The organism is Bartonella sp. ML69XJBT (genome assembly GCF_028618515.1).
In the GTDB taxonomy this organism is placed as follows: domain Bacteria; phylum Pseudomonadota; class Alphaproteobacteria; order Rhizobiales; family Rhizobiaceae; genus Bartonella.
The window spans coordinates 1-21689 of record NZ_JAQITB010000012.1 but is presented as its reverse complement, the minus strand read 5'-3'; the positions used below and the strand labels follow the sequence as shown (position 1 = coordinate 21689).

At 37.9% G+C, this 21689-nt stretch carries 8 protein-coding genes, 1 tRNA gene and 1 pseudogene; 6 read left to right on the top strand and 4 right to left on the bottom strand.

Annotation, left to right across the window (positions count from 1 at the left end; genetic code table 11):
• Window positions 1-142 precede the first annotated feature (142 nt).
• Window positions 143-2722 (bottom strand): autotransporter outer membrane beta-barrel domain-containing protein, encoded by a 2580-nt coding sequence (locus PVV68_RS05365; RefSeq protein WP_273782711.1) that lies wholly within the window; start codon window positions 2720-2722, stop codon window positions 143-145.
• Window positions 2723-3109: 387 nt separating this feature from the next.
• Window positions 3110-5827, bottom strand: a complete 2718-nt coding sequence (locus tag PVV68_RS05360) for an autotransporter outer membrane beta-barrel domain-containing protein (RefSeq protein ID WP_273782710.1) — start codon at window positions 5825-5827, stop codon at window positions 3110-3112.
• 930 nt (window positions 5828-6757) lie between these two features.
• On the opposite strand from PVV68_RS05360, the pseudogene PVV68_RS05355 reads away from it, so the two are divergent.
• Window positions 6758-7316, top strand: a pseudogene (locus PVV68_RS05355) (integrase arm-type DNA-binding domain-containing protein); the annotation flags it as partial.
• Window positions 7317-7751: 435 nt separating this feature from the next.
• On the opposite strand, the gene PVV68_RS05350 reads toward PVV68_RS05355, so the two are convergent.
• Together PVV68_RS05350 and PVV68_RS05345 are read right to left on the bottom strand one after the other, a co-directional pair.
• Complete coding sequence (locus tag PVV68_RS05350; RefSeq protein WP_273782708.1) at window positions 7752-10907, bottom strand: autotransporter outer membrane beta-barrel domain-containing protein; 3156 nt, start codon at window positions 10905-10907, stop codon at window positions 7752-7754.
• A gap of 667 nt (window positions 10908-11574) precedes the next feature.
• A complete protein-coding gene (locus tag PVV68_RS05345; protein ID WP_273720906.1) occupies window positions 11575-17478 on the bottom strand; it encodes an autotransporter outer membrane beta-barrel domain-containing protein in 5904 nt (1967 codons plus the stop codon).
• Window positions 17479-17694: 216 nt separating this feature from the next.
• Here PVV68_RS05345 and PVV68_RS05340 point away from each other — a divergent pair, with 216 nt between their 5' ends.
• The 5 genes from PVV68_RS05340 (at window position 17695) to PVV68_RS05320 (ending at window position 21538) form a co-directional block, all read left to right on the top strand.
• Window positions 17695-18630 (top strand): siderophore ABC transporter substrate-binding protein, encoded by a 936-nt coding sequence (locus tag PVV68_RS05340; RefSeq protein WP_273782713.1) that lies wholly within the window; start codon window positions 17695-17697, stop codon window positions 18628-18630.
• A 91-nt stretch (window positions 18631-18721) separates the two neighbouring features.
• Window positions 18722-19678, top strand: coding sequence for an iron chelate uptake ABC transporter family permease subunit (locus PVV68_RS05335; RefSeq protein WP_273782706.1), 957 nt, complete (start codon window positions 18722-18724; stop codon window positions 19676-19678).
• Entirely contained in the window at window positions 19671-20621 is a 951-nt protein-coding gene (locus PVV68_RS05330) for an iron chelate uptake ABC transporter family permease subunit (protein WP_273782704.1), read from the top strand. Before PVV68_RS05335 ends, PVV68_RS05330 begins: the two co-directional genes overlap by 8 nt.
• Window positions 20618-21376: an ABC transporter ATP-binding protein gene (locus PVV68_RS05325; RefSeq protein WP_273720903.1), complete on the top strand. Its 759-nt coding sequence runs from the start codon at window positions 20618-20620 to the stop codon at window positions 21374-21376. The genes PVV68_RS05330 and PVV68_RS05325 overlap by 4 nt, the downstream gene beginning before the upstream one ends.
• An 88-nt stretch (window positions 21377-21464) precedes the next feature.
• Window positions 21465-21538 (top strand) — tRNA-Gln (locus PVV68_RS05320).
• Window positions 21539-21689: the final 151 nt, after the last annotated feature.

Sequence of the window (21689 nt, the reverse complement as noted above, 5' to 3'; positions counted from 1 at the left end):
TATTTATTAAAACAAAATAATACCTTTTATAACAATAAGTTAAACACGAGCAGAGCAAAAAACATAACGCTTCAAAAGCCGTTTTATTATTTCATAGTAAGCCCTATACTCATGTAAAACTCATCGTGTATTTTTTAGGTCTCTAAAAATGGTAGCGAAGACCGCCAGAAAAACGTGCTCCTGAGAAACCAGCTTTGCTAAGCTTATGCTGATAGGTTACATCTCCAAGCAAGGCAAACTTCGAAGATAATTGCGCATTAAAACCAAGTCCTGCTTCTAACGAAGCACCAAAAGCACCCAACTGGAATTTATCTCCAAAATGCACAAATTGTTTCTCTCCAAAACGATGAGTGAAATGCAGCTTTCCATTAAACGATACAACGCTTCCCGTTTGAGAGACAGCAAGTGCTTTACTTAAACGCCCACCAACGCGCATCACCCACTGATTAGGTTTTCCCATCTCAATATCAAAACCATCAATATCAGACGCCTTATCAAATTGCAGATTTTGGTAAACAACCTGAACCTGTGGATCAAAAACAAGACCTTCATATCCTGTCATAAAGGACTTACCGACACTCAACGAAGCACTCAGAGCATTTCCCTTCAATTCTGCTGTTTTTCCTCTTACAAGAGTCAGGACACCCCCTTTAAATAAACCATAAGAAAATAGTCCATTTAAATAAAATCCCGTGTCATGCTGTATACTGCCATAGGCTGTAACCAACCACTTATCAAATGCACTTTTTTTGCTCTCTACGACATCCTGAGGCTGTAGGGAAATTTTCCCATAAGTTCCCATAATTCCAAAGCTTGTGCTATAATCAGCGCTCTTCATTGCTTTGAGTGAAACACCAGCTTCTACAGCATGATAACCAAGATCGCCTCCATAGCCATATTCAAGATCAGACAAATCTGAAACATAACGACTATTACCGCCATAACTCCGCACAAAAAAAGCAGGATTTTCACTATTTTCTAAAAATCCTCCAACAGCAGCACGGGATTCCTCTAACTGCTTGTTTTGATTGCTAATATCAATTAAACTAGAATGAAACAAAACATTTGGCAAAAGAAGATATGTCGAAACTTGTGGCACAACCGCGCTCACATTCATCTCATCAAGAGCGTGAAAATCATTATTGGATAGAATGCCATTATAACCTAAACCAGCATCAGCCGAACGCGGATGACGGATATGAGAGACAACTTTCTTTGATTTAGAAGTAATGTTCTTAGAAGAAAATTTTATATATTCACGTTCAAGACGAAAATCCCAAAACTCGTTACTTGCTTTACTGCCTGCAGCTAATCTTTTTCCCTTATCAGCATTATTCAAAACCGATGTATAAGCTTTAAGACGATAGCGATAAGGCGCTCCTCTTAGCGCTACATAACCAGTCGCCAATTTAAAGGAATCTTGCTGCGCTTTTCCATAAACCTGAACAAGTGAAATACTATCATTATTTTTATGAACTTTACGAGAATTTGCTTTCATCTCGGGATCTGATGGAACGCCTATCACATACACCTTAGTTGATCCATAAACGTCACCATAAATCACAAGCTGATCAGCCTTCAGCTCTTTTGTCCGATTATATGCAGTAAGATATGCATTTACATACAAACGCGCTTCTCCTCCTGCAACATAAGCATAATCTGAGACAAGGTCATCTGCCCCAATGTGAAGAGTCTGATAACGACCATTTTTCGGTTTCTGGAAAAAAATGGAACTATCAATATTTCTTACAAAAGAAACAGATGACGCATGCCATTTATTATTTTTTCCTAGTGCTAAAGTCCATTTTGATTTATTAAATAAATTAAGTTCAGCATAAGAATCTTTATCAACACGCGCTCCTCCTACAAAAAAGGAAGCATCAGCTAAAACTGATACGTATGAATGATTCTTAACCTCTAATAACCGATCAGCAAAAACATTTGAATTCTTTATCGCTGTGATATAAGAGGGTCTTCTAATATCATCAAGATAAATAGCCGTACCGTTAGGAACTTTAAAAGAGGACTTCTTAAAAAGAACTTCCCCTAATCCAAGCAACGCCTCCCCTTCAATATATTTACCTTCTGAAAGCCCTCCTAAAAAATACAATCCACGAATCCCATACCCATTAAGAGTAATATCTGAATTTTCAAAAACAATATCAGACATCCCCTTAAGCGGACCTTCAATTCTCCGTTCAAGAGGAGAAAATGCTGGTGCACTTTCAGCGACTAAACCATAAACATTATTAACATTGACCGTACTATCCTTAACAAGGAGAGCGCCGCCTTGATTTACACCAAAAACTGTGTGATTTATGCCATTATTACGACCGCTTATTTTTTTACCGTTACCAGTATTTTTGCCACTGCCAGTAATAGAACTGCTCTCTAAAATAATTTTCGTCTTTTTTTGTGAAAATACCTCTGATGTAATCAGACCAGCTTTTTTTAATTGTAAAGTCCCATTAATATTTAATCCTTTCTCTCCTATTTTAATTGTTTCCTTTAAAAACCCTTTTATAACAGTAATATCAGCAACATCAGGACGAGAACTGTCAGTGTTCTCCATTTTTTCAAGCTCACTACATTTATACGGATTTAAAAGAGAACTGCACGAAGGTTTAGAATCTTGTGCATAAACACTTATATTCGGCATAAAGAAAAAAACAGATGTTGTAAGAGCACATAAACATACATGGCTTTTTAAGATTTTAATCATAATTCATTTATCAACTTTCTCCTCTCCCCCTCATTCAAAACAAAGAAACACATCTACCGATTGCTTCATTACGGGGCAATTTATTTAATTCATTTTGAATAAAATGTAAAGCTAAAAACAAAAAAATAACACAATAAAGTCACTATCTATAAATTCACTATACATTTATGTATTTTTAGATGAAATGTGTCACCTGATGCATTTTTCTATTTTCATAAAGACCTTTTCCCATCATTTCATACATAAAATTTGCCCCTAGATCATAAAATCCAGGGGCATAAATATGAACAATATGCAAAGAATAGATGAGTAAAAATAAAGAACACTATAAAAGGCTTAATATACCATTCTCTACTTATGTGTAATTGTTTTACATTTCATGTATGGCTAAAAACGATAACGCAATCCTCCAGAAAAACTTATTCCAGAAAAGCCACCCTTCGTGAGCTTATGCTGATAAATCAGATCAGCATTAAAGACAAATTTTTGCGACAACTGAGCATTAAAACCAACTCCAGCTTCTAAGGAAGAACCAAAAGAACCTAACTGGAAAGCATCTTTAAACTGCACAGATTTCTTTTCTTCAAAACCATGCACAAGATGGACTTTCCCATATAAAGAAACATCAAGATCTTTTTTAGATACAGCAAGCATCTTGGTGAAGCGACCACCAACACGTGCCACCCACTGATCAAGCTTGCCTATTTCAATATCAAAATTATCAATATCACGGGTCTTCTCAAACTGGAGATGTTGATAAACAACCTGAACCTGCGGATCAACAACAAATCCTGCATACCTTGTTGCAATTGTCTTACCACCTGTCAAGGAAACACTTAAAGGATGCCCCTTCAATGTTGCCGTCTTACCCCGTGCAAGAGTGAAAACATCACCTTTGACCAGACCATAGGACAAAAGACCATCTACATAGAAGCCTGCATCATGCTGCATACTACCATATGCTGTAGCAGTCCATTTATCAAATGTACTTTCTTGGCTTTGTTTAACATCCACTGGTTGTAGAGAAAGCTTTCCATAAGATCCCATAACTCCAAAAGATATGACACTGTTAGAGTTTTCAATCTGTTGCAATAAAATACCTGCCTCTACAGCATGATAACTAAGATCGCCTTTATAACCATATTCGAATGGAGATAAGTCTGAAGTGTAACGGTAACTCCCACCATAGCCACGCAAAAATGAAACAGAATTTGCACTAACATCTAGCATTCCATTAGACATATTCCGCTGTATTTCCAACTGCTTATTTTGATTGCTAATATCAACCAAACCGGCATGGAATACACTATTGGGCAAAAGCAGATAGGTTGGCAATTGCGGAACAACAGCCTTTCTCATAAACTCAGAATGACGTTCCAAATCTGGACCAGCAATGGGTCTAAATCCGGGGGAAGAACCCGGCACAAACGTAGAACTAGGAGCTAGACTAGAGCTAGGATGGGAATCAATATACCCATTCTCAAGGCGGAAATCCCAAAAATCCTCTTTACCTTCAACTAATCTCTGAGCAGAACTTGCCTCCCCTAAATCAGACCCTGGACCATAAGCACGAAGCCTATATTGATAAGGTGAGTTCTCCAATGCAACATAATCACCATCTAACTTAAAAGAATCTTGACTTGCGCTTCCAGACACCTGAATAATTGAAATACCTTTGTTATTCCCATACTTCCCAGTGCCTCCCCCTAGACTTCCAGCAACACTTTGTACATGTACTATCGTATTTCCCTCAACATCACCATGAATTAAAAGCCTATCCGTTTTTTGATTTTGAAGAGTCCCCCCGCTATTGAGGTAAGTGTTAAAATAGAGACGCGCATTACCTTGCGCCTTATAAACCAGACCTGATCCTTTCCCAATACGAAGCGTTTGATAATCCGTAGCTATGTTAGTCTTTGGTTGTTCAAAAGCAACAGAACTATCAATAAGATGTATCAATGAAGTTGACGAAACACTCATAGAACGAGAATCTCGCAAACTGATATGTTGGGGTCGCGATAAAATCCATTTTGAATTATCCCTCAAGCGGAATTCAGCAGAAGAACTACCATCAAGATGGACACCCCCTATAAGCGTAGAATTATCAACCGAAACCTTTATAAAAGAATGATCTTCAGCCTTTAACAATAAATCCCCAGAAATTTCAGATTTTTCTAAAAGCTTAATCAGACCACCAGATTTGTTGCTATAAATGGCTATACCGTTTGGCACTTTTAAAGTGGTATTGTATAAATGAGCACTTCCTCGCTTTGGTAAATTTGTTTCTGGCAAGCCTCCAAATAACTGCCTCTCCCCAAAAAAGCGATAAAGTCGCTCTTTCTCATAAGAATTTGCCGTTTGCTTTTGACTCTCAGATGCTGCCCCTTCAAAAAAATGGAAGCCATAGGATGTACTACCTTCCACAGCAACAGTGGAATCCATTATATCAATATAACCAACATCTCCCTGAAATGAAACACCATGGACATTTGTAGCTTTAACTTTACCATCTTCAAAACGAATATAGCCAGCATTTTGAGACATCTGAAAAGCTGAATTCTTACTATGATGACCTCCACTGCCCGCTTGGTCACCCTTTTTAGTAATGGTAACACTTTTTAAAGTCACTTGTCCTTCTTCTTTTGTTTGAACTCCAACACCCTTTGTAAGATCAATCTCTCCTTTTTCTATATGAACTTCTCCAAAATTATCTGCTATAATACCATACTGCCAAAAGTCCTTTTCACCAGCAGTTGCAGCATCTTTAATGGCGATATCCTTCCCTTTAATCGTTGTACGTTCCCAAGTTGTAAGTTTCCCAGATGCCCTTATAGCTGCTTCTTTAGTGTCGTCCTTGGTTTTCTGATAAGTTTTATGAGAAATAGCCCCCCAACGTCCCCCATTACACCAAAAAAAATTAGCGTCCGTATTACATGAAAATTCATTCTTACCATTTTGCACTACAACAGTAGCAGAAGCGGAAGCATTCGCTTGCACCGCACTAACGGCAGCGGTTTGAACCTCGGCATCAACCTTGTGTACAAAAAAAAGGCATGCCGTTGTAAAAGCACATAAAGAGAGATGATTTTTAAATATCTTTACCATAATTCCACCATATTTATCCCCCACTTGATTAAAAGAGCTACATTTCTCAAAACTGCATCAAAAAATTTAATACGTTTTGTTAGAATTTTTTATGTTTATTAGTTTATTTTGTTTTTTATGTAAATGAGAAATAGAAATTATCAGAATACTACAGTCTAAATTTGTCATTTTTATAAAAACTTACGAGAATACCATTGAAAACGATATGAAATGCACAAAAAATACTAAAAAGATAACTTTAGTAAATTTGTATTTATAACATTGCGTGATTAAGATGCTGCCTTTAAAACAGCATTTAAGACTTTTTTGACCATATTTTTGAGACAAATGTGAAATGCATTAGTGCTCTGTGAGCAACACCAGCTTTTGTAAAGAAAATGAAGAAAAAAATAGTCTATATCTGTCTTATTTATCTCTTAATAAGATAAATATCATTTTAGTTAGTTAAAAATATAAAGACGTAAAAGAAAACCCAATTTCCATCTTTATTGCCTCTTTTAAATTTGGTTTTCAACCTTCAAAAGCACCTAGAACAATATCTTTTAAAGAATGGAGATGTTATTTCACATTTTTGTTTACGGCGTTTTTTAAATGGAATCACAAACACAAAAAAATGGCACATTATTACGCGGACTCATTCACGCACGTTCTTAAAAAAACATCTTTTATTGCTAAAAATCCTATCTCACAACATTGCCTATAAATACGTATAGATCTATTGAATACGACCACTTTTAGATTGAGGAAAGAAAACAGCTTATCATATTGATTTTAAAGATATTTTAACATTTTCAGTTTGAATTACCCTCCAAATAGCGTAAGATTTTCTCACTTCAAATCTCTCCCATGTTGAATCAATCAAAATCATTGGCTTCCACATTACAAGCGATACTGGTGTATGGGTCAAAACTACAGAAGAAAGGACTTAAAATATCTTTCATGAACTGTCTAAATACCAAAAGCTGTAGCAATATTGGGGGCTAGCAAAGAGTATGATGGTACCGGCTTGCTCCTTCATAAACGTAAAGATGGTGGTGCTCAATGGCTTTATCGTTATACTATTCACAGGTGCCATCACGAAATAGGCTTGGGTGTCTTGAGAGATGTCTCTTTAAAACAAGCGCGTGAATGTGCAACTGGGTGGCGTTTTGGTTTGCATGAGGAGCGTGATCCCATAAAAAACGAGAGAAACAAAACCGGGGGACAATACGCAATCTCCATTATTTAAAAGATATTGCTATAAATGCCTTCGAAAGCCGTAAAGCTGCATTAAAAGGTGATGGTAGAGCTAGAAATCAATTTATGCCTTTACAACTTTATGTTCTCGCTCATTAAGCTGTATTCCCATTTCAGAAATTACACAAACAGAGATACGCCATATTCCTGCTGCTATTTGGCATACAAAAGCTGCAACAGCAGAAAAAGCACTGAACCGTCATTTTGTCTCAAACATGCGGCTAAATTACATTTAGATGTTGATTTACAAGCAGCACCACCATTTCATTTTCAAAATCAAAACACTCATAAATACCTTTTATTAAAATGGTTCTAAATGATCTTCTTCACCATTTCTAAAATGGTGCACATCTACAGATCACTCCACCTTGTGACACACCTGAAAATGACTTTATGAATTCATCAGAAGAGAAATAAAAATAATAGAACCTTCTGTATTCAGTACTCTTACTTTAAATGGCAAAACAATCAATTTGCCACATAGGAAATAGCTATGAAAGGTAAAATTTGGCAATTATTGAGTACAATAAGCTCATCAGACTTCTCACACATAAAATAATAAAAAATCATAACTGTTCCACTTGTATTAAAATGGCAAAGATCTTGTAAGAGTACAGCAGATTATAACAAAGAAAAAGGCAGCATATTATACTGCCTTTTACATAAAGCTAGGTATTGTAACTGGATTTTAGAAATTATAGCGCAATCCGCCAGTAAAACTGGCTCCAGAAAAGCCTGCCTTAGTCAGCTTATGCTGATAAACCAAATCACCATGAAGGGTAAACTTCGGAGACAATTGGGCATTAAAACCTAACCCAGTCTCTAACGAAGAACCAAAAGCGCCTAACTGGAAAGCATCTTTAAACTGCACAAATTGTTTCTTGCCAAAATTGTGAGTAACATGGAGTTTACCATACAAGGAAATAACATGAGCCTCATCGGCAGCAGGAAGCACCTTTGTTAAACGTCCACCAATACGTGCTAGCCACTGATCAAGAGTACCCATCTCAATATCAAAGGCATCAATATCACGGGCCTTATCAAATTGAAGACGCTGGTAAACAATTTGAACCTGCGGATCAAAAATAAGATCATCATCCCCTATTACAAATGCTTTACCAGAAGTTAATGCAGCACTGAGAGATCTTCCCTTTAATGTTGCCGTCTTGCCACGTGCAAGAGTGTGAACATCTCCTTTGAACAGACCATAGGACAAAAGACCATCCGCATAAAATCCCGTATCCCACTGCATACCACCATATGCCGTAGCAGCCCATCTATCAAATGTACTTTTTCGGCTCTGTTCAACATCAAGAGGTTGCAGAGAAAGTCTTTGGTAAGATCCAATAACGCCAAAAGAAGAGGCACCATATCTATTTTCAAATGTTTGTAGCAAAACACCTGCATCAATAGCATTATAGTCAAGCTCACCTCCATAACCATATTCAAGCCGAGAAAGATTTGACCTATAACGGTGATTACCACCATAACCACGCACAAAGAACGCGGGATTTTCACGCCTTTCTAACATTCCACCAGAAACAATGCGCAAGGGCTCTAACCACTTGTTTGTATGAGTAATATTCATCAAGCCTGTATGGAACAGAGCATTTGGCAATAGCAGATAGGTTGGAACTTGCGGGACAACAGCCTTAACACCTGGCTTAGGATGAGGTTTTGGCTCTGGTCCTGGAGGAGGCGTTGGAGAAGGTCCTGGTTCAGGAGAAGGGGCTGGTGGCTCAGGCTCTGGCGTCATATATCCAGTTTCAAGGCGATAATCCCAAAACTCTCCTGAGCCTTTAACTAATCTTTGAGCAGGGTTCGCTTTTCCCAAATTAGATTGTGGACCATAACTATAAAGCTTATACTGATAAGGTGAATTATCTAACGCAACATAACCGCCCTCTAACTGAAAAGAATTTTGATTTGCTTTTCCAGAAACCTGAATGATGGAAATCCCTTGATCATTTCCCCCACTGCCCGTAGGTCCTCCAGGACTTCCTGAAACACCATGTACATGAACCATAGTTTTTCCAGAAACATCCCCGTAGATTAAAATACGGTCAGTTTTTTGCTTATTAATATCACCTCCTCCATCTAAAAATGTATTGATATAAATATGTGCACCATCCTGCGCCCTATAAACATCATCAATTCCATGTCCAATGTGAAGTGTATGATAAGTGTAATTACTATCAGGCTTTAAGTTTATAAACTTAATAGCACTATCATTCATAAGACTTACACGTGAAACAGATGAAGCACTTATAATTTTAGCTTCATGCTGATTTTCCTGTTTCTTTCGTTGTAAAATCCACGCAGATTCATTACTTAAATAAAGTTCAGCATTAGAATCCTCATCAACATAACTACTCCCTTCAAGAGTAGAGGCATCTGCTAAAACTATTATAGAAGCACCTTCCTCAGCTCTTAACAATGAGTTCTCTGAATGAAGGCTACTTTGTAATAAACTGACAGCACCATTCGTTTCACCAGTACTATAAAGAGCCGTACCGTCTAAAACTGAAAACATTGTTCTTCTTAAATTAACAACTTCCACTCTGGAGATAAGTTCTTCCTTCAATAAACTTTCTTGATCATCGGTATTTTCCCACGGCTTGCCTCCCTTAAAATATATACCATAAGCTCCATCACCTTTTACTGTAATAGAAGAAGAAGACACATCAACCTCAGACACAGTAAAATGAGACTCAGAATCCTTAAATAAAGGAACCGAATTAGGAGTTCTGATAGTATTTTCTAATAATATGCCATGCATATTCTCAGCATCAATAGTTCCCTGAAATGTAACAGAACCACCTAAATCCGTGTACAAAACCGCATGTTTTTTATTTTCATCACCCCTCCCAGTAATATTAACATTCTCGAGCTTTACTTTCCCACCTAATGCAGAATAAACTCCATGGCCGTTCATGAAATCAAGAGAGCCACCACTCATATTAACTTCTGAATCACCGTAACTATAAACACTTGCTTTTTTATCTTCACCATTCGTTTTAATTTGCACATCTTTTAACGCAATATTTGTGTTCTTCCCTATAGCTTGCACAGCCATTTTGCTTTCACGAATATAGCCATTATTTACTTCAATCCTCCCATCACTAGCATGAAGAGCTACCTCTGCATTACTGAGTTTTAAATCGGTTAAAGTAATTTTTCCTCCCTCCGATACAGACACACCACGCACAAAAGGCTTTCCTTCAACTTCACTACGGACAGTTATATTTTTTCCTTTTACTTCCGCAGGTGCTTTTTTTACTGTTATAGCAACACGACTAGACGGAACTCCGTCACTATTCTCACCCATAATCTTATAAGATTTATCGTTAATTGTGTCCGTTTTGCAATTATCGCATATATAATATGCACCATCATATAGAATAAGTTTATCTTTTCCCGTCCTGTCATACGTGTAAACGTACCTCCCACCGTCTTTATCCCCACCTATTCCTTTAAGAGGAGGATGACTAGAATTATTTCCGCCAAATCCACTCAAAAAAGGCTTTCTCTCCCCATTAAGTCCACTCAAACTACCATTTCTCCTCCCACTAAGCGCATTATAGTTACCTGCCTGCCCAGAAATGCTAGGAAGCCTTTCACGTGACATATTAGGAACAGGGGAAAGAGGAACACTCTCAAGATTGGAAGAAGTAGGCAGCATAGGAATAACACTGAGCTTATAAGGCGGATGACTAACAGTAATCTTATATCTACCCCCATATTCCTCTGCACTTGCACAAATGACTATTCCATTTTGTAGCAAAGAAAGGATAGCCGTTGTGACAGTATATAAACACACACGATTTCTAAATATTTTAATCATAGTTCCCTCGAAACCTTTTTTCCCCTCTCATTGAAAACAAAAGCATTCGTAAAAACATCCCTACGCACCCCTTAAATACGAAAAGGTGTAACCAAAGGAACGCATCTCATACTCATTTGAACCGTGTAATGAATGATCAAAACGAACTTACTGGAAGCTCTACAGACAACACGAAAACTACCAATAAGAGAAATAATTATTCAGTACAATTTATAATTGTATAATGCATTCTGTATTTCGTGTAAAGAGAAAATAAATCAATACGTGCAAATTAATAACAATTACAACCAACAATCGTTTTCTAAAAAAACGATCAAAGATATGTGCGTAAAAGAGATTGACCCAATTCGTAAAAAACGAATTTTAGCAAAGATCAAGCATGATAATGGCTAAACAAATCAGCACAAAACAAGATCAAGATATCCTATACGAATACTAGGCTCCCTCATCATTAAAGAAGTGCCTAAAGATAAATAGCGGGATGATGATTATCAGAAAAATTTAAAAAACATTTATGTAAGCTTAATAAAATGCTTCCATGCATAAAACAAAACATGTTGTGCACTCCTATCTCAAAAAGAAAGTTTTTGATCACAACATATTGTTACAAAGAAAAAAGGCAGCACAGGGTGCCGCCTTTCCTAAAAGGTACATACTGTACCTTATGTTAAAACTGATAACGTACTCCTCCGGAAAAACTTGTTCCAGAAAAACCAGCTTTATTGAGCTTATGTTGATAGACAAGATCAGCATGAAGAGAAAACGCTGAAGATAATTTAGCATTAAAGCCTAATCCAGCTTCTAAGGAAGAACCAAAAGCACCTAACTGGAAAGCATCTTTAAACTGCACAGATTTCTTCCCTTCAAAACCATGCACAAGATAAAGCTTACTATAGAAGGAAATAGCATCCAGTCCTTCAGATCCCTTAGGCGTCTTGGTTAAACGTCCACCAACACGTGCAACCCACTGATCAAGTTTGCCCATTTCAATGTCAAAATTGTCAATATCACGGGCTTTCTCAAACTGAAGATGTTGATAAACAACCTGAACCTGCGGATCAACGATAAAACCTTCATATCCCGTTGCAATTGTCTGACCTCCTGTCAAGGAAACACTCAAAGGATTACCCTTCAATGTTGCTGTCTTACCCCGTGCAAGAGTGAGAACATCACCTTTGAGCAAACCATAGGACAAAAGACCATCTACATAGAAGCCTGCATCATGCTGCATGCTACCATATGCTGTAGCAGTCCATTTATCAAATGCACTTTCTTGGCTTTGTTCAACATCCACTGGTTGTAGGGAAAGTTTTCCATAAGATCCCAGAACTCCAAAGGATATAGCGCTGTCAGTACTTTCAATTGTTTGCAACAAAAGACCCGCTTCTAGACCATTATAGTTAAGATCACCTTTGTATCCATATTCAAGGGCAGACAAGTTTGAAGTGTAACGGTAACTTCCACCATATCCACGCAAATATAAAGCAGGATTTTCACGAACTTCTACCATTCCATTGTAAGTAGCTCGTAATGCCTCCAACTGCTTGCTTTGGTTATTTACATCCATCAAGCCGGCATGGAATACACTATTTGGCAAGAGCAAATAAGTTGGAACTTGTGGAACAACAGACCTGACAAATTGTTCAGGAAAACCAGATGCAAGTGTAGGAAGAGTAGACTTAACATACTGATTTTCTAAACGGAAGTTCCAGAATTCCCCACCATCCTTAATAAATTTCTGCTCAACATGCTCCTGTTTTGCAGTCGCTTTTGGGCTGTAAGAACGGAGAGTGTACTTGTAAGGTGAATTCTGCAATGCAACATAATTACCATCCAGTTGGAAAGAGTCCTTTGCTGCTGTTCCATAAACCTGAATGATTGAAACACTATGAGGATTCCTAACATGCCCCTTATCCGCTATATTTTCCGAAATTCCCTGCACATGTACTGTCGTTTTTCCAGAAACATCACCATGAATTACAAGCCTATCGGTTACTTGCTCATCACTTGGATCGTTAGGACTTAAATGCGCATTGAGATGAATTGAAACATCACCTTCTGCTCTGTAAACAATACCTTTACCCTCTCCAATGTGAAGTGTCTGATATTTCTCTTCAGATTTTGGAGCTACAAACTTCATACGACTATTTACAAGACTTAAAGATGAGATACATGAATCCACACATTCTGAGTTTTGTTCATCAATCTTATGCGCACTTCTTGTAAGAATCCACGTTGATTTATTGGTCAAATCTAATTTTGCATAAGAACCTTTATCAACGCGCGTACCACCTACGATAACAGAATTGTCAACCACAGCAAGTACACTAGAATTATTCTCAGCGCTCAATAGCAAATCACCAGCAAGAATCGTTTCCTTTTCTAATGAAATCTGACCATTAGAACCATTAGCATAAATAGCTATACCATTTGCAACTTCAAAGTTCGTTTTTTTCAATGAAATTGCCCCTGTTACGTGTATAGGTGTTTCTTTCTGTTGGGACACAGCATTAGATTTCACAACACCCACTTTCTCAACAGCAGCCCCTGCCATTTCAGGCAATCCTGCAACCACATTCCCTGAATCCTTATTTTGATTCCGCTGCTGATCTTCTTTTTTCGTCCCATCAAAATATATACCATAAGATTGATTACCTTCCACTTTAAAAGTAGAAAACTCGATATTAGCACGATTCAAAGAAGGACGAACGTCAGCAGATTTCCTTCTCCTAGAAGTTCTAGCTTTAACAGCGTCACCGCTTTCTTTAATCCACAAAGCAGTAGCATCAGTAGAAACAGTCCCATTCTTCAAATCAACAGAACCATTATTGTCTAACAGAATAACAGCATGTTCAACCTTCTCTGCAGACTCTGATCTTCCTGCTTGTTTTTTTACAGTAATCTTAACACTGTCTAAATTAACATTACCTCCAGATTCTGATTTCACTGCCGCCCCGCCTGTAACACTTATAGAACCAGAATCCATTGTTATTTCACCACCGCTACTAACAAGACCAGCAGAGGCTAAAGCACCTTCCACATTAATTTTCGTGTCCTTTAAATTAACAGAAGATCCAGGACGTGCAACAGTACCCACATAACGAGCATTGACCGTTCCATCAGTCATCTTAACTTTTCCGCCACTTTTAGCTTCAAGCCCAATCACAGAAGATTTAATCGTTGATTTATTATCCAAAACAACCTCTGCATTTTCTTCTGCAAGCACAGCACTCGTAAGGTTTCGTTCAGTAACATCAGAACTATTTTCATTATCACCTCCCGCACCAATAATGGTAGTATTCTCTAACTTAAGAACTGTACCATCTTTATCTGCACGCACAGAATGCTGATCTTCGCCTTTTGCCTCCAGTGTACGATTTGCTATTGTATGAGATCCACCATCACTACATGAATAAGAAGTTCGTGATTCTCCTTCACCATTTTCCTGCGTACTATCACACTGAGAAGAAACATTTCCTTGCCCAACATCATTGATAGATACAACTTTAGAGTCCTGTGACTTAAGAGGTGCTGGCTTAGAAGAGACAGTAAGCGTGTTAACCTCAGATGTTTTAGCAGGTCCAGCCGAAAGTAGAATACGCCCTACAGGACCACCTTCCTTCTTCTCAGGTGCAAGCTCCTTTTCCTTAGACACAATAGAAACAGCTGGCTCAGCAACAATCTTAGACGCTTTAGCTTTCTCATGAGTAATAGGTGTTACAACCTCAGAACTTCTCAACGGTGTAACAGTCTGCGTATTTACATTTTCAGTTCTCTCAGTAGAGGAAGTAGGAACACCTGAAGCTAAAGTATACTCTGCTTCATTCCCATTAATGCCTCCATTTGAATTAGGAAGAAGAGTAATATTTAAGGCTTCACCCTGTTCATCTGTTGTTTCCAATAATGGAGTAGATAAAGTAGGTCTTTCAGATCCCGAATAATCAACAGCCTCATCTGTATCAGACCTTGCAAGCGCAGAAAACGGAGCAACTGTAGGCACTCCCTGAAGAGATACAATTTCAGGGTCAGAACCCTCTGCTAGAGGAGGAGTAGTTACCTCAGCCAAAGAATTTGGCCCTACAGAAGAATCGTCTAGATTAGATCTCTCAGCTATAGCACCTCCATTTATGTTTTTTTCTTTTACGATATCTTTTTTAGTATTTTCAAACTCTAATTCTACATCCCTTAAAGCAGCAAAACCCAAATCCATCTCCATATATTCCCCTAAAGCTACGTCTGTCGCCAAAGGAGGATCTTCCATAGTGCCATTTTCTTTTTGTATTTTACTTTCTAAACGGAAATCCCAAACTTGTGTTGTTTCTAATAAACGCCCATCGAAAAATTGCATCTTCGGAGTAAGGGTTGGACCATAACCACGAAGAATATACTGATAAGGCAATCCTGATATCGTAACATAACCATTTGCAAGCTTAAAGGAATCCTTTGTTGCTTCCCCATAAACCTGAATAATTGAAACACTATGATACTTATGTTTCTGTTTTACATTATTCTCATTGTCTCTTTGTCCACTTTCTGTGCCATTAGCTGCTCTTTCATTCACATGTACCTTCGTCTGACCAGAAACATTACCATGAATCAAAAGCCTATCAGATATTTGAGAGTTTTTTGAATTGTCCTGATTTACAGATGCATTAAAATAAATGTGAGAGTCTCCAGAAGCAGTATAAACTACACCACTCCCTCTTCCGACACGAAGAGTCTGCTTCTCTCCATTTTCTGCAGACACAAACTTAATAGTGGCATCTTTCAGGTTTATAGACGAAACACATGAACTCCCACAACCCGCATGCGTTTTTTTACTTTTCGTTAAGTGCCACTCTGATCCAGAGTTCAAGAAAATCTTAGCATGAGAATTTTGATCAATATGAGTACCACCTTTAATAATAGAACCACCATTAATAAAAACTGACAAATGAGCATTAGAAGTAGCTTCCAACAATAGATCACCAGAAATAGTTGATGACGGATCGCCAGAACCCTTTAAAGACGAACTACCAGAAACCTTTGAAGACTTGTCTATAATGACAGAACCTGTGGTATTCTCACCATAAATGGCCTTACCTTCAGGAACTTTAAGAGTAGTGTCTTTCAATAAAACGAAATAATCTCTCTTTACTACCCCTTCCATACTTTGATCTTCTAATTCTGAATCATCATCCAGACTTGCCATATCTTGTATATCTTCATGACTAAAATATACGCCAACAGATGCCTGCCCATTCAGTGTAACATCTGAAGAGTCTATGACAGCATTAACCCAAAGGTCATTCATCGTACCAGAAGACTCTTCACCTAAGAACTGGGGCATAAGCGTTTTAACCTTAGTTAAAGAACTGTTATATTCTTGATACGGTTGCGGAGGCTCTACGCTAGGAAGGTTTCCTACCCCATTTACGCTAGGAACGCTTTCTAACTCATCTTCATTATCAAAATAATCCTCAAAGTCTTCATCATCGTCATTACCGTTAGTATCCAGTACCCACAAAAAAGCAACATCAGAACCATCAAATTTTCCATTTTTATAGGAAATAAATCCGTTATTTGCTAATAAAATATTACTCTTAAATGATCCCTCATCTAAACTCTGAGATTCTGCACGTTCAGAACTACCCTGTAAGTTTTCAGATCCATTTTTCTTAATGTTAATACTAACATTATCTAATGTGACAAACCCTCCCTCAGATATGGCTGCACTTCCACCTTCTCGTAAAGCAATAGATCCAGATTTCATAACTATTCCTGATTGACCATAGCTGTGCAAGCCCGCTGTACCTAAACCTGAAACCTGAGAGTTTTGCCTTGCAAGAGGAAGACTACCGCTATCACTGTCCCCAGAAAGCTGATCAAGTGAAGGAAGCCCCTCCACATTAATCGTTGTATTATCCAGAGTAATCAATGAATCACTATCAGCCTGAGCTCCTGAATTCAAACTATGGATTCTCCCACGCTTCACAATAATCTTCCCACCCATCTCAGAATAAAGACCAATCAGAAAATTGGAAATTCCGGAATCTTGCAACTCAACCTTCCCGCCTACTGTTGCAAATATAGCACTTCCAAATTCTGGCCCTATATCATCAGGATCCATATCATCAGTCCCTACATAACTAGCAACCATCTGTCCTTCATATGTACCAACATTCAACTGGGTCATATCCTTAATAGACATATTTCTCAATTTAATAGTTGTCTCATCAACACCAACGCCTTCCTCTGGAAAGTCTCCTGTTTCTTGTCCCTTCTGTGAGGTTTGAGAACCTGACTCAACCCGAAGCTTTCCCATTGAAGTTACAGCATTAGCACCATAGCTCTTCACGTGAATACTCCCATACTTTGCTGAATGCTCCTTACCATCCTGACAAAAAATAGGAGCTAGTGGTTCAGACTGAAAACTCTTAACTCCACATGTATAAGCACCCACTACAGGCAAAATTGAAGAACTTTGGGGAGAAGAATCACTTCCCATAGAAACGCCTCCACCTTGCAAAAAGAAGAGAGCACTCGTTGTCAGTGCGCACAAACATGCGCGATTTTTAACTACATTGATCATATGTCAAACTTTCTAAATATAACTTGCAAAGGCACTAGAATTAAGTGAAAATAAGATAAGGTACGTTTTGTAACATATCTTAGTCTATTTTACAACATACTGCATCTTATTATAGTGCTATTCTGTGCATAATTTTGTACATAAAAATGTCTAAGTTCAGTTTTTAAGTGCGTAAACCCTTAAATAATATTTTATGAAATAAAGGATAAAATGATGATGATAAAATATCTGAAATGGGTGGCTTCTATTTTTGTTGTTGCAATGAGCTTTGCAACATTTGCATGGGCAGGTATGAATGTTAATGCAAATATAACAGTTGATCATGTTTCAGGCACAACTTCTGTTCCCACCTCTCCACAAAAGGTTGTTGTATTTGATATTGCGTCGCTTGATAATATGAATCGCCTTGGTATCAAAGCTGTGGTAGGTATTCCTGAAGGGAAGAAACCTTCATATTTACAGCAGTTCAATGATGCAAAATATGAAAAAATTGGCACTCTTTTTGAACCTGATTATGAAAAAATTGCTGCCCTTCAACCTGATTTAATTATTATTTCCTCGAGAACTCAAGCCAAGTATAAAGATTTATCCAAAATCGCTCCAACCATTGATCTAACCGTAGGAAATGAAAACTCTCTTGGGGATATAGAACGGAATGTGTCTATCCTTGGGAAAATTTTTGGCAAAGAAAAAGAAGCGACAGAAGAATTTTCTAAGCTCAATAAAAATTTAGCAGAAGTCCGTAAGAATACTAAAGGAAAAGGTACGGGACTTGTCCTTATGACCTCTGGTGGAAAGATCAGTGCTTTGGGTCCAAAGTCACGTTTTGATATCATCCATTCCGCATTTGGAATTGCTCCTGCAACCGATAAACTCACTGTGCAGAAACATGGACAACTCATTTCCCCTGAGTTTATTCTCGAAACCAATCCTGACTGGTTGTTGGTTATTGATCGAGATGCAGCGATTGGACGAGAAGGACAATCTGCTGCACAATTGCTTGACAATGAACTTGTTCATCGTACAACAGCTGGCAAACAAAAACAGATTATTTATTTAGACTCCTGGAGCTGGTATCGTGCAGCTGGTGGTCTAACTGGACTCAATGAGGCAGCACAACAAATCAATGAAGCTTTTACAAAAAGCAAATAAGTGTAAAATAACTTGCGTGCTGTCGCAATAAAATTTAAGAGCAAAGGCTGTTATTAAACAGCCTTTGTTTTTTGTTAGAAAATGATTTAACGTGAAAAATTATTGGATTATCATAACAATTCTTATCCTTCTGTCTATTCTCAGCATTTTTGTTGGTTATTCCGATGTAACGCCCTCTGACCTCTTATCAAGGGATCCACATGCCTGGCTTATTTTCTGGCAAACCCGTCTTCCTCGTACAATTGCAGTGCTGTTAGCAGGTGCAGCACTTGCACTCTCCGGCATGATTATGCAACTGCTTGCACGAAATCGCTTTGTTGAACCATCTACCGCTGGAACTGTTGAATCGGCTTCCCTTGGCATTCTTTTTGTTATGATTTTTTTGCCCGATATCCCTGTTTTAGGAAAAATGATGATTGCGACAATTTTTGCCATGACCGGTACACTGCTTTTTATGTTTTTATTACGTCAAATTCCTCTCAAATCGGCCCTCATGGTACCGCTGACAGGAATTATGCTAGGCTATGTTATTGGTTCCCTCACCAACACCATTGCCGATTATGAAATGTTGCTTCCCTCTCTTCAAGGCTATCTATTTGGCAGTTTTGCAATGATTTTAGAGGGAAAATATGAACTTTTATGGTTCTCTCTTCCCCTCTGTATTCTTGCCTATTTCACGGCTGATCGCTTTACCGTTGCTGGTCTGGGAGAAGATTTAACCAATAATCTTGGACTCAATTATCGTGCTGTTATGATTTTTGGTCTCTTTATTGTTGCATCAATTACTGCAGTTATTGTCTGTACAGTTGGTCGAATTCCTTTCGTTGGATTGATTATTCCAAATCTTGTTTCAAATTTCATGGGCGATAATATGCGCCATACTGCTCCCTGGGTAGCAATCAGCGGTGCAGGATTGGTTTTAATTTGTGATCTTTTAGGGCGAATCATTAACCCTTCCTTAGAGATTCCCATAAGTACTATGATGGGCGTTATCGGTAGTTTTATTTTTATTATACTGCTGTTACGCTGGAGAAAGCGTCTTGGATAAAAAGAAAAAAACAACATTTGTATTGTCAACGCTTATCCTGATGGCATGCGCCGTAACGTGTTTTTATATGACATGGAATGTCAACATCTATACTTGGTCGTTCCGATTCACAAAACTCATCTCTCTTCTTCTTATTGCCTATACGATTACCGTTTCTACTATTTTATTTCAAACAGTGGTCAACAATCGTCTGCTTACGCCTTCAATTATGGGGTTTGATCAGCTTTATATTTTAATTAAAACCACCACGATTTATTTTTTAGGTTCTCTTTCTCTACCCTTTTTAAATGAAGAAGGGCAGTTGATTTTTGAAACTTTCATTCTCATTCTCTTTTCCATAAGCCTTTTTCGCTGGTTATTTTCAGGAAATCTAAAAGGACTTCATTTGACACTCTTGACTGGTGTTATTTTAGGCGGCTTTTTTTTCAGTTTGCGCATGTTCATGCAATTGCAACTCAATCCGGACCAAATGATGAATTTAACGGATATTATGTTTGCAAATTTTAATAAATTTAATACGTCATTAATCAGCTTTGCTAGCGTCATTGTCTTCATTGTGAGTCTGATTGGTTGGCGTTCACGCCACCTGCTTGATGTACTTGCTCTGGGACGTGAAAATGCGCTCAATCTTGGCGTGGATTATCGCAAAAGCGCTACAGCTATTCTCATTTTTGTTTCTATTCTCGTATCCATTTCCACAACACTAGTAGGACCGATCACCTTTTTGGGCTTGTTAGTTGCCAACCTTGCTTATGAACTCTCCCCTCAGGTGAAACACGGTGTTGTGATGCTTATTGCAATATTATTGGCGATTATTTGTCTGGTTGGTGGACAATTTATTTTAGAACAAATTTTTCATATGGCAGGACGTTTAAGTTTTATTATTGAATTTTGTGGCGGTGTTGTCTTCTTAACCTTACTGATAAAGGGAAAACTAAAATGATTGAAATCAATCATCTTTCCAAATCTTATGGAGCAAGATTGATTATCGATGATTTGTGCCTTCGTCTTCCCAAAGGGGGAATTATTTCTCTCATTGGTCCCAATGGTTCTGGAAAATCAACACTTTTGATGCTGATAAGGCGCCTTTTACCCCGCCATCATGGTACAATTCATATCGACGGCTGTGATATTGATAAAATGCCCCATGATATTTTGGCTCAAAAACTCTCAATCCTGCGTCAAGATAATCCTTTATCCTTTCGTCTTACCGTATATGATTTAGTCAGTTTTGGACGCTATCCATACTCAAAAGGCTGGTATAATAAGGAAGATAAACAATTTATTGACAGTGCGCTTCGCTATCTTGGTTTACAAGACCTAAAAGACTGCTTTTTAGATGAACTTTCTGGCGGACAGCGTCAACGTGCTTTTATTGCAATGGTCATCTGTCAAGACACTGATTATCTCCTGTTAGATGAACCTTTGAATAATCTGGATATGAAACATGCCGTTTCTATGATGAAACAGTTACGCCGTACAGCCGATGAACTCAAAAAAACCATTCTCATTATCATGCATGACATTAATTTCGCATCATCTTATTCAGATATGATTGTTGCCCTTAAAAAGGGCAAAGCAGCCTATTGTGGAACACCACAAGAAATTATGCAGCCAGAAATTCTTAAAGAAATTTATGACATGGATATTCAGATTAAAACAATCAATGATATTCCTATCGCCTTTTATTATCGATAAATCCCTCTTACTGATTTATGGTTATAAAGATTCTTTTTTATCCTTGCCTGCACACTAAAATCTGTTAAAAGTGGCGACATTAGCTTATTGGGGAATAGTTTAATGGTAGAACAGCGGACTCTGACTCCGTCAATCTTGGTTCGAATCCAAGTTCCCCAGCCAAATGGCTGTATGTATGTAGCTTGCTGTAGCTTGCCAGCAGGTTTTGTATATTTTGACACCAGGTTTTGTACCAATTTATTTTCTTTTAAAGGGTTTTTAAGGTGTTTTCAAAGGGTCTTCAAAGACCTTTCAAAGGGTATTTAAAACCTCT